Origin of the sequence: Shewanella sp. HL-SH8 (genome assembly GCF_051165765.1) — a bacterium.
GTDB lineage: Bacteria > Pseudomonadota > Gammaproteobacteria > Enterobacterales > Shewanellaceae > Shewanella > Shewanella glacialimarina.
The window spans coordinates 1,772,943-1,786,768 of the sequence record NZ_CP195039.1; the positions used below are offsets into that span (position 1 = coordinate 1,772,943).

14 protein-coding genes are annotated in these 13,826 nt (G+C 40.4%); all 14 read left to right on the forward strand.

What is annotated here, in order from left to right:
• Window positions 1-8 precede the first annotated feature (8 nt).
• The 14 genes from flgL to fliG all read left to right on the forward strand — a co-directional run bounded on the left by flgL (window position 9) and on the right by fliG (window position 13,744).
• On the forward strand, window positions 9-1,211 hold the full coding sequence (gene flgL / locus ACRWQN_RS07895; protein WP_434940396.1) for a flagellar hook-associated protein FlgL: 1,203 nt from the start codon (window positions 9-11) through the stop codon (window positions 1,209-1,211).
• 81 nt (window positions 1,212-1,292) lie between these two features.
• Window positions 1,293-2,114, forward strand: coding sequence for a flagellin (locus ACRWQN_RS07900; RefSeq protein ID WP_434940397.1), 822 nt, complete (start codon window positions 1,293-1,295; stop codon window positions 2,112-2,114).
• Window positions 2,115-2,406: 292 nt separating this feature from the next.
• Complete coding sequence (locus tag ACRWQN_RS07905; protein ID WP_434928727.1) at window positions 2,407-3,228, forward strand: flagellin; 822 nt, start codon at window positions 2,407-2,409, stop codon at window positions 3,226-3,228.
• A 121-nt stretch (window positions 3,229-3,349) separates the two neighbouring features.
• Complete coding sequence (locus ACRWQN_RS07910) at window positions 3,350-3,754, forward strand: flagellar protein FlaG (protein ID WP_434928728.1); 405 nt, start codon at window positions 3,350-3,352, stop codon at window positions 3,752-3,754.
• Between the two features lie 88 nt (window positions 3,755-3,842).
• Entirely contained in the window at window positions 3,843-5,207 is a 1,365-nt protein-coding gene (fliD, locus tag ACRWQN_RS07915; protein WP_434928729.1) for a flagellar filament capping protein FliD, read from the forward strand.
• A gap of 13 nt (window positions 5,208-5,220) precedes the next feature.
• A complete protein-coding gene (locus ACRWQN_RS07920; protein ID WP_434940398.1) occupies window positions 5,221-5,547 on the forward strand; it encodes a flagella biosynthesis chaperone for FliD, FliT in 327 nt (108 codons plus the stop codon).
• Between the two features lie 6 nt (window positions 5,548-5,553).
• On the forward strand, window positions 5,554-5,958 hold the full coding sequence (fliS, locus tag ACRWQN_RS07925) for a flagellar export chaperone FliS (protein ID WP_226410463.1): 405 nt from the start codon (window positions 5,554-5,556) through the stop codon (window positions 5,956-5,958).
• Window positions 5,959-5,975: 17 nt separating this feature from the next.
• A complete protein-coding gene (locus tag ACRWQN_RS07930) occupies window positions 5,976-6,143 on the forward strand; it encodes a hypothetical protein (RefSeq protein WP_434928731.1) in 168 nt (55 codons plus the stop codon).
• Window positions 6,144-6,350: 207 nt separating this feature from the next.
• Window positions 6,351-7,781, forward strand: a complete 1,431-nt coding sequence (locus ACRWQN_RS07935; protein WP_434940399.1) for a sigma-54 dependent transcriptional regulator — start codon at window positions 6,351-6,353, stop codon at window positions 7,779-7,781.
• A gap of 129 nt (window positions 7,782-7,910) precedes the next feature.
• Window positions 7,911-9,089: a sensor histidine kinase gene (locus ACRWQN_RS07940; RefSeq protein WP_434940400.1), complete on the forward strand. Its 1,179-nt coding sequence runs from the start codon at window positions 7,911-7,913 to the stop codon at window positions 9,087-9,089.
• Window positions 9,082-10,428: a sigma-54-dependent transcriptional regulator gene (locus ACRWQN_RS07945; RefSeq protein ID WP_434928734.1), complete on the forward strand. Its 1,347-nt coding sequence runs from the start codon at window positions 9,082-9,084 to the stop codon at window positions 10,426-10,428. The genes ACRWQN_RS07940 and ACRWQN_RS07945 overlap by 8 nt, the downstream gene beginning before the upstream one ends.
• A gap of 173 nt (window positions 10,429-10,601) precedes the next feature.
• Window positions 10,602-10,955 carry a flagellar hook-basal body complex protein FliE gene (fliE, locus tag ACRWQN_RS07950; RefSeq protein WP_226410458.1) on the forward strand — a complete coding sequence of 118 codons (354 nt, stop codon included), beginning with the start codon at window positions 10,602-10,604 and terminating at the stop codon, window positions 10,953-10,955.
• Window positions 10,956-11,019: 64 nt separating this feature from the next.
• On the forward strand, window positions 11,020-12,699 hold the full coding sequence (fliF, locus tag ACRWQN_RS07955) for a flagellar basal-body MS-ring/collar protein FliF (RefSeq protein ID WP_434928976.1): 1,680 nt from the start codon (window positions 11,020-11,022) through the stop codon (window positions 12,697-12,699).
• Window positions 12,692-13,744 carry a flagellar motor switch protein FliG gene (gene fliG / locus ACRWQN_RS07960; RefSeq protein WP_434928735.1) on the forward strand — a complete coding sequence of 351 codons (1,053 nt, stop codon included), beginning with the start codon at window positions 12,692-12,694 and terminating at the stop codon, window positions 13,742-13,744. The genes fliF and fliG overlap by 8 nt, the downstream gene beginning before the upstream one ends.
• The last annotated feature ends 82 nt before the right edge of the window (window positions 13,745-13,826 follow it).

Genomic DNA, 13,826 nt, shown 5'->3' on the forward strand with positions numbered 1-13,826 from the left:
GATAAATCATGAGAATTTCTACCGGACAAATGTTTAATCAAAACACCAGCAGTATTTTACAAAAGCAAACTGCGACAAACAAAATTATGGAACAACTTTCTAGCGGAAAAAAAGTGAATACCGCGGGAGAAGATCCTGTTGCAGCAATAGTGATTGATAACCTAAAGCAAAAAAATGCCTTAGTCGATCAATACGCCAAAAATATTGACTATGCGACAAATCACTTATCCATTAGCGAAAGCAAAATTGGCAGTGCAGAAACATTAATTTCATCTATGCGCGAACAAGTACTACGAGGCGCTAACGGCAGTCTTAGTTCAGTCGAGCGGCAAATGGTTGCCGATGAAATGAGATCAAGTTTAGATGAGTTACTTTCTATTGCTAATAGTAAGGATGAATCAGGTAATTACTTGTTTGCGGGCAATAAAACAAACTCTAAACCTTTTTCTTTTGACGCTAATGGTGAAATTGTTTACAGCGGTGACTCTGGTGTCAGAAGAAGTGTGGTGGCATCTGGAATCGTTATGGCGACAAATATACCAGGAGATACGGCATTTATGAATGCTGTTAATCCACTTGGCGACTACGGCGCCAATTATTTGTCATCACAACAAGGTGACTTTACTGTTTCAAGTGCAAAAATAACCAATCAAGCATCTCATGTAGCTGATACTTATACTTTTAATTTTACACCGAATGGTTCCAATGTCGATCTTCAGGTATTAGATTCCGGCGGTGTAACCGTTGCAACTGTAACCAATTTCAACTCAACAACCCCAGTATCTTTTAATGGCATTGACGTTAAATTGGATGGAACGCCAGTTGCAGGGGACTCTTTTACCATTGAACCGGTAGAGACAGTAAGCGTATTTGATACATTTAATAAGGCATTAGCGTTATTAGAAAGCCCAAACTCAACAAATAGTGCGCAAGGGTTGTCACAGTTGGCACAACTATTGAATGGTATAGATAGTGGTCAAAATCAAGTCAGTACAGCACGAGGTATAGCTGGTAATAATTTGAAGGGTTTGGAGAGCATTTCAACAAATCATTCAGACGAGAAAATTATTAATAGTAGTGCGTTATCAATTCTGGAAGATTTAGATTATGCAGAAGCGATAACAGAGTTTGAAAAACAACAACTTGCACTTAATGCTGTATCGAGTGTGTTTAGTAAAGTGGGTTCGCTTTCATTGTTTGATTATATATAACAAAAAAGCAATCACGTTAAATTGTAAAATTTAGCCAAGCTCCACAGTCTTGGCAACAAAACTAGGAATGAGGAATTATTTATGGCTATTACAGTTAATACCAACGTTACTTCTATGAAAGCGCAGAAGAACTTAACCATCTCCACTGGACAGTTAAATACGTCAATGGAACGTCTTTCAAGTGGATTAAGAATTAACAGTGCTAAGGATGATGCTGCTGGTTTGGCTATTTCTAACCGCTTGAACTCACAAGTACGTGGGTTAGATGTTGGCATGCGTAATGCGAATGATGCGATTTCGATTGCTCAAATTGCTGAAGGCGCGATGCAAGAACAAACTAACATGCTGCAACGTATGCGTGACTTGGCAATACAATCTGAAAACGGTGCAAACAGCACAGCGGATTTAACGGCACTAAAAGCAGAGATGGATCAGCTTGCTACAGAAATTACCGCTATTGGTAATAGTACCGCATTTGGTAATACTAAATTAATGACGGGTGGTTTTTCCGGTGGGAAAATTTTCCAGGTAGGTCACCAAGAAGGCGAAGATGTTAAAGTTACCGTCAAGACTAATAATGCTGCGTCATTATCTGTTAATGCTATAACAGTAGCCACCTCAGCAGGGCGTAACTCTGCATTAGGTAGAATTGATGCTGCGATTAATAAAATTGATACTCAACGTGCTGACTTAGGTGCTGTTCAAAACCGTTTAAGTCATAACATTGCTAACAGTGCTAACACTCAAGCAAACGTTGCAGATGCTAAGAGCCGTATCGTTGACGCCGATTTTGCTAAAGAGACATCCGTTATGACTAAAAACCAGGTACTTCAACAAACAGGCTCTGCAATGCTTGCGCAAGCAAATCAGTTACCTCAAGTTGCACTATCTCTATTGGGATAATCTGAAGCGTCAATTAAGTCAGCCTCTATCAGCTTCTATATATAGAGGCTGATTTTGTTTATAGGGTATCTATGACCCAATTGCTTTCTAACTTCTAGAACTTTATTTTTCTGTTAAATATTGTTTTTTCTGAAATTTATTTTTTAAACTGATTAAGAACAAAAATAAATCAAAAAAAATCTAAAGAAAAAAAGTAATTGCCGTTACATATATTGTAACGAGCAAGACCTGTCTGACTTGAGCTAAAGCAAACAGGCGTATCTCAAGTCAGAAATAATATGAGGAAGCAATCATGGCTATCACAGTAAACACTAATGTTACATCATTAAAAGCACAGAAAAATTTGAATTCATCTTCTAGTGGACTTGCGACTTCTATGGAACGTTTGTCTAGTGGTATGCGTATTAACAGCGCAAAAGATGATGCCGCAGGTCTAGCAATTTCGAACCGTCTAAATTCACAGGTTCGTGGTCTTGATGTTGGTATGCGTAATGCGAATGATGCAATTTCAATTGCACAAATTGCAGAAGGCGCCATGCAAGAACAGACTAACATGCTTCAACGTATGCGTGACTTGGCAATTCAGTCTGAAAACGGTGCAAACAGTTCAGCGGATTTAACAGCATTGGATGCAGAGATGGATCAACTTGCATTAGAAATTACCGCGATTGGTAATACTACCGCGTTCGGTAATACAAAACTAATGACAGGTACCTTCTCTGCTGGTGGTAAGACTTTCCAGGTAGGTCATCAAGAAGGTGAAGATGTTAAGATTCAAGTTAAAACAACCAATGCCGGTTCTTTATCTGTTAATAGTATAAATGTAACTACATCAGCGGGCCGTGCATCTGCATTAGGTAAAATTGATGCTGCAATTAAGAGTATTGACACCCAACGTGCAGACTTAGGTGCGATTCAAAACCGTCTAAGCCATAACATCAGTAACAGTGCTAACACTCAAGCAAACGTTGCAGATGCTAAGTCTCGTATTGTAGATGTGGATTTCGCTAAAGAAACCTCAACGATGACTAAGAACCAAGTACTTCAACAAACGGGTTCAGCAATGTTAGCTCAGGCGAACCAGTTACCGCAAATCGCATTATCTTTACTATAATGTAAGTTAGTACGGTAAGCATTGATAGGGAGATTCGCTGGCGGATCTCCCTTTGTTGTTTCAAAGATATCTATTTAAAGCGTTTAATTAACTGGTAAAAGAGTCTTAGTTGAGGTGGAACATGGAAATTCAAACAAATAGCAGTGCGAGTTTTATTGCCAGGGCAGAATCGACAAAATCTGATTTAAATAGTGTACCTTTGAGCGCTAAAAAAATTGATGTTAGCCAGGTAGAGCTCGATCGGGAGTCATCTATTCAAGCAGTAAAACAGCAAGAAGAAACATCAACTGATAGCAAAAAATCAGATGAGTCTTTAGAACTTGTTGCAAAAGAATTGACTGATATGGTCGCAATGATGCAAAAAGGGTTAAAGTTTTCTGTTGATGTTGATTCAGGTAAGCAAGTTATTAAAGTACAAGATATTGAGTCTGGTGATATTATCAGACAGATCCCAAGTGAAGAAGCATTACAGTTAGCACAAAAACTCAGTGAGGTATCAGGGGTATTGATGCCAATTGAAGTTTAATTTTTTCCAAAAATTTGTATACTAAATTGTGTAGGTATTTTTTGGCAATAAGCATTTTAGGTAATTAATCGGCTCAACGGAGGCTGTTATGGCATTAACTGCGACGGGTATTGGTTCTGGGTTAGATATTTCAAATATTGTCAGCGTACTAGTAGGTGCTGAAAAAGGCCCTAAAGAAGCGCTCTTTACCCGACAAGAAACCCAAATTAATGCAAAAGTTTCTGCCATAGGAACGTTGAAAAGTGGCTTGTCAAATTTTCAAGATGCAGCTAAAAAACTACAAAGTGGTGCACTGTTAAATTTGCGTACAGTATCGACTGGAGACAGTGCATTTTTTACCGCCAAGGCTGATCAATATGCCCAACCCGGTAAGTATTCTATCAAAGTTGAGCAGCTTGCCGCTTCTCATAAAGTTGCTGGTGCCAATATAGCCGATCCAAGTCAGGCTGTTGGTCAAGGAAGTTTAGATTTATCTGTAAATGGTGCAAATTTCTCGGTTACTGTCGATCCAGCGGATACGCTTTCCGCTATAGCATCAAAAATTAATAATGCTTCAGATAATGCAGGTATTACCGCGACCGTGGTTAAAAGTGATGCTGGTAGCCGCCTTGTTTTTACCGCCAATGACTCTGGCACCGATAATCAAATTACCATGTCTGCAACAGATACCAGTGGCACAGGGTTAAGCGATATGTTTAATGGCGCCAACCTTGAAGAACTTCAAACCGCAGCCAATTCTATTATTTACATCGACGGTCAAAAATTAACCTCCCAAAGTAATACTATTGATAATGCTATTACTGGTGTCACACTTGACCTAACTAAGGCAGACATCGCCTCTACCTCAACACTTTCGATTAAACAAGATACCGATTCAGTAAAGAAGAATATTGAAGAGTTTGTTAGTGCTTATAATACTCTTATATCATCTATTGATAAGTTGTCTTCATATAATGCTGAAACAAAGACTGCATCAGCTTTACAAGGTGATTCTATGATCCGTTCATTAGAGTCCCAGCTTAGAAAGACGGTGAGTGAAAGAGTCAGTGTTGATGGTATAGAATCTGCTTTATACGAGTTAGGAATATCGACAGATAATAAAGGTAAACTCAGTATTGATAATACCCGTTTAACCGACGCTATTAATAACAATATGTCGTTAGTTGAGGGGGTTTTTTCTACTGAAGATACAGGTTTAGCACATAAATTTGATAATTTGGTTCAGACATATACTAAAGCCGGCGGTGTGATTGATGGTCGAAAGAACTCCTATACAGAGCAATCAAGTCGGTTAACAGATCAAAGAGCTACGTTTAGCTTGAAAATGGAACAATTACAAGCTCGACTGCTTAAACAATTTAATGCCATGGATTTGATTGTTGCACAATTAAATCAACAAAGTTCTGGTTTGTCAGATAGGCTTAATTCGCTACCTGGCGTCATTCGAACATAAAAGGAATGATTGATTGCACTCTAAACTTAAACTGATTAACGACACTATTGAAGATACGTTAAATCAAATTGATAATATTCCTGCTGAAGATGAACAGTCTGATAAGTTGGTATCATTATTGCTTGAGTGTATAGGAGAGCGTCAATTATATATTGACTCAATGATTAATGATGCTGTCGATGACACATTTGCTGCTTATTTAACAGAACAGCTACTAGTCACTAATGACTTTGTGAACAGGGCTTCTAAAATAATGTCCCATCGACAAAACTTATTAAATTTAAAAAGCACTCATCAACGACAAATTAAAGTTTATCAAAACATTGATGCAAATAGGTAGGTTATTATGAGAAGTTCTTTACAGTCATACCGTAAGGTTTCGATTGACAGTGAAATATCAGTTGCTTCGCCACATCGTATTATTCAGATGATGTTTGCCGGTGGCTTGGAAAGACTTGCTCAAAGTCGCTATGCCATTGAAAATGGTGATATGGAAAATAAAGGTCTGTTTATCGGCAAAGCTATTGGTATCGTTAACGGTTTAAATAATAGTTTAAATATGGAAGCTGGTGGTGAAATTGCTGGCAATCTTAGTCAATTATATGACTTTATTTTAATAAAAGTCACCGAAGCGAATTTGAAAAACGATACTCAGTCTATCGATGATGCTGTCAGTGTTTTAAGGACACTGAAAGAAGGTTGGGATGCTATTCCACAAAGCGATCATCATCTAACTTCTGAAGCAAGCTAGTTTTATTCAGGTATGCTGTGACAGATTTCAACGCCATTGAGCAAATCTCAATGGCGTTTTTTTATATTTTTTTAAAAAATACATTGTATTGCATGAATTATCAGCAATTGTGCACTAATATGAGTTTAGATAATGATTTAGCCGTTGAAGCACTTGCTTCTGGTTCGGGGTTAATTCATATTTAGTACTGTAAATGAAAAATTAACCCCATAAGCGAAACAATTAGTCCTCTAAACGAGAAAATCATCTTCGGATAGACATTTTATGGTTATAATTAATGTTTTGTTTAACATTTGTCACTTACTGTGACCATTTTGTCCTTTGGTTTTATTATTAAACGCGTAATAATGACTCAGGATTTTTTATACTTATAATAAGCTTTGGCCCTCTGAATGATGCAAATTGAACAACGAATTTTAATTGTCGGTACCCTCTCCGAGCGTGTAACTCGCCTGTGCTGCATTTTTGAATTCTTAGGTGAGCAATGTGACATTTTAGCCATTGACGCTTTGTTGCCTTTGATAGAAGAATCAAGATACCGCGCCATTGTTATAGACTCCGATGCGGTAGGGCTCGACAGTGTTAAAAATATTGCAGCAATAGCGCCCTGGCAGCCCCTATTACTATTGGGCAATACCGCTATTGAAGCGTCCAGTATTCTGGGTGTAATAGAAGAACCGATTAATTATCCGCAATTAACTGAATTACTGCATTTTTGTCAGGTGTTCGGTCAAGCTAAAAAAGAGCAAGCTCCTACCAGTGGTAATCAAACTAAATTATTTCGCAGTCTTGTTGGCCGCAGTCAGGGTATAGCCAATGTGCGACACTTAATTAGCCAAGTTGCAGGGTCTGATGCCACGGTTTTAGTGCTTGGCCAATCTGGTACAGGCAAAGAAGTGGTTGCCCGTAATATTCATTACATATCAGAACGTCGTGACGGACCGTTTATACCGGTTAACTGCGGTGCGATACCGCCAGAGTTATTAGAAAGTGAATTATTTGGCCATGAGAAAGGCTCGTTTACCGGGGCAATATCATCCCGTAAAGGTCGTTTTGAGTTAGCCGAAGGTGGCACGCTATTTCTTGATGAAATTGGTGACATGCCACTGCAAATGCAAGTGAAACTATTACGTGTCCTGCAAGAGCGAGTCTTTGAGCGTGTTGGCGGCAGCAAAACAATTAAAACGGATGTGCGTGTCGTCGCGGCAACGCATCGTGATTTAGAGACGATGATTTCTGAGAATGAATTCCGTGAAGATTTATATTATCGCCTGAACGTTTTTCCAATTGAAATGCCTGCATTGTCTGAACGCCGTGATGATGTGCCATTGTTATTGCAAGAATTGGTTAGTCGAGTCTTTAATGAAGGCCGAGGTAAAGTGAGGTTTACCCAGCGTGCTATTGAGTCATTAAAAGAACATACTTGGTCTGGAAACGTTCGCGAATTGTCTAATTTAGTCGAGCGATTGACTATTTTATTTCCTGGTGGATTAGTTGATGTAAACGATTTACCTAATAAATATCGCTATATTGATGTACCAGAATACTGTGTTGAGATAAGTGAGGAGCAATTAGAGCGTGATGCGTTAGCGTCTATTTTTAATGATGATGAGCCCATTGAACTCCCTGACACACGCTTTCCTACAGAGTTACCGCCTGAAGGCGTCAACCTTAAAGATTTATTGGCAGAGCTTGAAATAGATATGATCCGTCAGGCGTTAGAATTACAGGATAATGTGGTTGCTAGAGCCGCTGAAATGTTGGGCATTCGTCGCACTACCTTGGTAGAAAAAATGCGAAAATACGGTATGGGTAAAGAATAGTAACCTTTATACACTGTGTATATTAACTGATAAAGCATACCCTCCAAAGGTATGCTTTATTTTTTTGTTTATATTTTGGCATACTAAATGCAATAACCCGTTAAATGTCGTTCTTTTGACGGAGTCACTATGCTAATTGCACACGCTGTAACCCAGCAAAAATCAACAGATTTTCAGCAAACTCAATATTCGCTGCAACAATCTGCTGTAGCTTCTTTGCGAGTGGACACCTCAGCAGAATACCTTCATGACAGTAAATTGACCCGAAGTCAGTTTTCCCATGTGAAAGAGGCTGCCAATATGTCAAATCAAATGGCGCATATTCTTCAGGCACTTCCGTCTGGTGTGGTGATTATTAATGGTGATGGTGTGGTGACACTCGCTAACCCTATGGCGGCTGAGCTGCTTGGCCGACCGCTTCAGGGGTTACGTTGGTTTGATATTATTAATCGCGCTTTTTCACCCCAAGATGATGATGGCCACGAAGTGTCATTGAAAAATGGACGTCGAGTTAAGTTGGCTATTACGCCATTAACCCCAGAACCCGGTCAGTTGATTGTATTAACCGATCTAACTGAAACGCGTTTACTACAAAAAAACTTATCCCATTTACAGCGTTTATCGGCGCTTGGCAAAATGGTAGCAACGTTAGCTCATCAAATTCGTACGCCACTATCAGCCGCACTTCTTTACGCCTCAAATTTAGGTAACACTAAACTAGCAGAGCCTTCTAGAACTCGCTTTCAATCAAAACTGGTTGATCGTTTAAATGAGTTAGAGCGTCAAGTAAACGATATGCTTTTGATGGCCAAAGGGCGTCAAGATGCGAAAGCGGATAACGTAGCAGTATCTGATATTATTAATATTGTTATGGCTAATTGTGAAGTGATTGCCAACAAAAAATCCTGCGAGATATTCCAGCAATGCTCAACCGATGCCAGTTTATATGCTAATCGGGATGCGTTAAGTTCTGCGGTGAATAATTTAGTGATGAATAGTATCGAGGCCGGTGCAACCAAAATTAAAATTTGCGCCACGGAAGCTGAAGGTAGTGTCATTATTGATGTGATTGATAATGGCAAAGGACTAGACCCTCAAATGCAGCAACAAGTGCTCGAGCCTTTTTTTACCACTAAAGCACAGGGGACTGGGTTAGGGTTAGCTGTTGTGCAATCTGTGGTGCGTAACCATGGTGGTAACATTCAATTATCATGTAAATCGCAAATGGGTTGTCAGGTGCGATTAAGTTTTCCGATGTCTAAAGATTCGGTATTGAACAGTCAGTCGCAGGAGGGTAATCATGTCTGAAGCAAAACTATTACTCGTTGAAGATGATGCTGATTTACGTGAAGCATTACTTGATACATTATTGTTGGCGCATTATGAATGTGTTGATGTTAGCTGTGCAGAAGATGCCATTATAGCGTTAAAAGCACAACATTTTGACTTAGTCATCAGCGATGTCCAAATGGAAGGTATTGGTGGTTTAGGTCTGCTGACCTATTTGCAGCAAGCTCAGCCTAAACTACCACTATTGTTGATGACAGCTTATGCCACTATTGATAGTGCGGTTAGTGCCATTAAGTTGGGAGCTGTAGACTATCTAGCTAAACCTTTTGCGCCTGAAGTTTTGCTTAATCAGGTATCAAGATATTTGCCGCAGAAGCAAAATACTAACCAACCTATTGTTGCCGATGAAAAAAGTCTCGCGTTGTTAGGGTTAGCCCAACGTGTTGCCATATCAGATGCTTCAGTGATGATTTTAGGTCCCAGCGGTTCTGGTAAAGAAGTGCTAGCGCGCTATATTCATCATCATAGCAGTCGTAAAGATGCGCCTTTTATTGCCATCAATTGTGCTGCTATCCCTGAAAATATGCTTGAAGCGACCTTATTTGGATATGAGAAGGGGGCATTTACAGGTGCATACCAAGCATGTCCAGGAAAATTTGAGCAGGCCCAAGGTGGCACTTTGCTGCTCGATGAAATCTCTGAAATGGAGCTGGGGTTGCAAGCAAAGCTGTTGCGTGTTTTACAAGAGCGCGAAGTGGAGCGATTAGGTGGTCGTAAAACGATTAAACTTGATGTGCGTGTACTAGCTACATCAAATCGTGATTTAAAAGCCATTATCAGTTCAGGCGAATTTAGAGAAGATCTATATTATCGGATCAATGTATTTCCATTAACTTGGCCAGCACTTTATCAGCGTCCTGCCGATATTTTACCGTTAGCCAGACATTTGCTGGTTAAACATGCTAAAGCATTTAATATTACACCCGTTCCTACTCTAGGAGAGGTAGCCACCAGACGGTTATTAGCCCATCGTTGGCCTGGTAATGTTCGTGAGCTGGATAATGTGATTCAAAGGGCGCTTATTTTAAGTAATGGTGGCGAAATAAGCGGGCAAGATATTATTATTGATTCGGCAGATGTGGCTTTACACACAGATATTGACAGTATCGAAAAGCCTGCTGAAGTTGAAGGTCTTGGCGGTGAGTTGCAAGCGCAAGAGCATGTGATTATTCTTGAGACCCTAAATCAATGTCATGGTAGTCGAAAACTTGTCGCTGAAAAATTAGGTATAAGTGCACGCACGCTGCGTTATAAAATGGCTAAAATGCGTGATGCGGGAATTCAATTGCCCGCATAGCTGGTTTTTGTCTGTCTTACGAGCATTCCGTACTTGTTTTATAGCTTTCTTTACCAAAGCTACGCATTAACGCGTAGCTTTTTGCTTTACTGTTAATCTTGGCACTCAAATTGCTTTATCCCTACTAAGACAGTTAAATATCGTCAAATATTCGGACGAATGGGAGTTTCAGCATGCAGATCAACGCCAATCCATTACTTCAAGAAATGCAGTCACTTCGTGGTGAAATTGCACCTTCCAGCCGTTCGAATATGGGGTCGGGTATTAGCCCTAACCTAATCCAGCAAGTGAATAACACCTCAGGTTCAGACTTTGGCCAGTTGTTATCCCAAGCTGTCGGTCATGTGAGTGGTTTACAGAAATCATCTTCAAGTTTAGCGACTCGTCTTGATATGGGGGATTCAACTGTGACCTTATCTGACACCGTCATTGCGCGCGAAAAATCAGGTGTAGCATTTGAAGCGACTGTGCAAGTCAGAAATAAACTGGTAGAAGCTTATAAAGAAATCATGAGTATGCCGGTATAACTTGCATCACAAAGACGTTATTAAAGCAGTATAAAAGTAGGGGCATATTGTGAGCACAGACATAATGGTAGGTTCAGATGCGGCAGTTGATGCCGGTATTCAGCAAGAGAATAAGTCTGGCTTGTTGAGCAATGTGGGCGGGGCAGACATGATGCGTCAAATCACTATGATTTTGGCGTTAGCAGTGTGTTTAGCCCTAGCTGTTTTTATTATGATGTGGGCACAGGAGCCTGAGTATCGTCCATTGGGTAAAATGGAAACAGCTGAAATGATCCAGGTACTGGATGTACTTGATAAAAATAATATTAAATACCAAATCAGTGTTGATGTTGTTAAGGTTCCTGAAGATCAATACCAAGACGTTAAACTGCTGTTAAGTCGTGCTGGAGTCGAGAGTAGTGCCAAAAATGATGACTACTTAAGCCAGGATAGTGGCTTTGGGGTGAGTCAACGTATGGAGCAAGCGCGATTAAAGCATAGCCAAGAGTTAAATCTTGCCCGTGCTATTGAAGAATTAAAAAGTATTAGCCGTGCCAAAGTTATTCTTGCACTGCCTAAAGAGAATGTTTTTGCCCGTAACGCATCTAAGCCAAGTGCTACAGTTGTAGTCAATGTGCGTCGAGGCGGCCTAGGCCAAGAAGAAGTCGACGCTATTGTTGATATCGTAGGCTCCGCGGTACAAGGTCTTGAACCTTCGCGCGTGACAGTAACAGATTCTAATGGACGCTTATTAAATTCGGGCAGTCAAGATGGAGTATCAGCACGTGCCCGTCGTGAACTTGAGTTAGTGCAACAAAAAGAAGCAGAATACCGTAAAAAGATAGATTCAATTCTTATGCCTATCCTTGGTCCTGAAAACTACACCTCTCAGGTTGATGTCAGTATGGATTTTACTGCGATAGAGCAAACCTCAAAACGCTATGATCCTGATTTACCTGCATTGAGCAGTGAGATGACTATTGAAAGTAAATCATCTGGTGGAAGTGTAGGCGGAATACCTGGTGCATTAACCAATCAACCTCCCATGGAGTCTGATATTCCTACTGAAGCTGGGGGCGGTGGGTCAGCATCATCAAAATCATCGGATACTCATCGAGAAGCTACCCGTAACTTTGACTATGACACGACAATTAGTCATACCCGCCAGCAAGTAGGGCAAGTTCGTCGGGTGAGCGTGTCTGTGGCAATCGACTTTAAACCAGGAGAGGCGGGTGAAGATGGCCAAGTTAGCCGGGTTGCGCGTACGGAACAAGAGTTAACTAACATTCGTCGGTTGCTGGAAGGTGCAGTAGGCTTTAGTAGCCAACGTGGTGATGCGCTTGAAGTGGTAACTGTGCCGTTTATGGATCAGCTATTAGAAGAACTCCCCGCGCCAGATATGTGGGAAGAACCTTGGTTTTGGCGTGCAATTAAACTGGTGCTAGGTGCATTAGTGGTCTTAGTTCTTATTCTTACGGTAGTGCGCCCTATGCTTAAGCGCCTTGTTAACCCTGATGGTGTTAATATGCCCGATGATGTTCGTTTGGGGCATGAACTTGCTGAAATTGAAGATCAATATGCTGCAGATACGCTAGGTATGCTAAATACCAAAGATGCTGAATACAGCTATGCTGATGATGGTTCAATTCTTATTCCGAATTTACATAAAGATGATGATATGATTAAGGCGATTAGGGCACTGGTTGCAAATGAGCCGGAATTATCCACTCAAGTAATTAAAAATTGGTTACAAGACAATGGCTGATAATAAAACAGATAAAAAAGAAAAAGCTGAGAAAGTCGGTTTTGATTCTGATTCTTTAAGTGGAATTGAAAAAACGGCGATTCTATTGCTGAGTTTAAGCGAAGCCGATGCAGCGTCAATTTTAAAGCACCTTGAGCCTAAACAGGTCCAGAAAGTGGGTATGGCAATGGCCGCGATGGATGATTTTGGTCAAGAAAAAGTCATTGGTGTGCATAAGCTTTTTTTAGATGAAATTCAGAAGTTCTCTTCAATTGGTTTTAACAGTGCTGAATTCGTGCGTAAGGCACTAACAGCTGCGTTAGGTGAAGATAAAGCCGGTAATTTGATTGAACAAATTATCATGGGCAGCGGTGCTAAAGGCCTAGATTCGCTTAAATGGATGGATGCACGTCAAGTGGCGACCATTATTCAAAATGAGCATCCGCAGATCCAAACCATTGTTTTATCTTATTTAGAACCGGATCAAGCGGCTGAAATTTTTAGCCAGTTCCCCGAAAATACTCGCCTTGATTTAATGATGCGTATTGCTAACCTTGAAGAAGTACAGCCGGCTGCATTACAAGAGTTAAACGATATTATGGAGAAACAGTTTGCTGGCCAAGGCGGTGCGCAAGCAGCGAAAATGGGCGGTTTAAAAGCTGCGGCCAATATCATGAACTACTTAGATACGGGTGTCGAAAGTCAGATTATGGAAACCATGCGTGAATCTGATGAAGAAATGGCACAACAAATTCAAGATATGATGTTTGTGTTTGAAAATCTTATTGATGTTGATGACCGTGGTATTCAAGCATTACTGCGTGACGTACAACAAGATGTACTAATGAAAGCGCTCAAAGGTGCTGATGATGCATTGAAAGAGAAAATATTAGGTAACATGTCCAAGCGTGCGGCAGAGTTACTGCGCGATGATCTTGAGGCTATGGGACCAATTCGTATCAGTGAAGTTGAAGTGGCGCAAAAAGAAATTTTATCGATTGCCAGACGTTTATCTGATAGTGGCGAGATTATGCTTGGCGGTGGCGGCGGTGAAGAGTTCTTGTAAGGAGCACTTCAGCCCATGACGAATGGCAATTGAACTTTCGAAGCGACATCTATCTCGAAAATCAACATGTCACAGCAGGAAT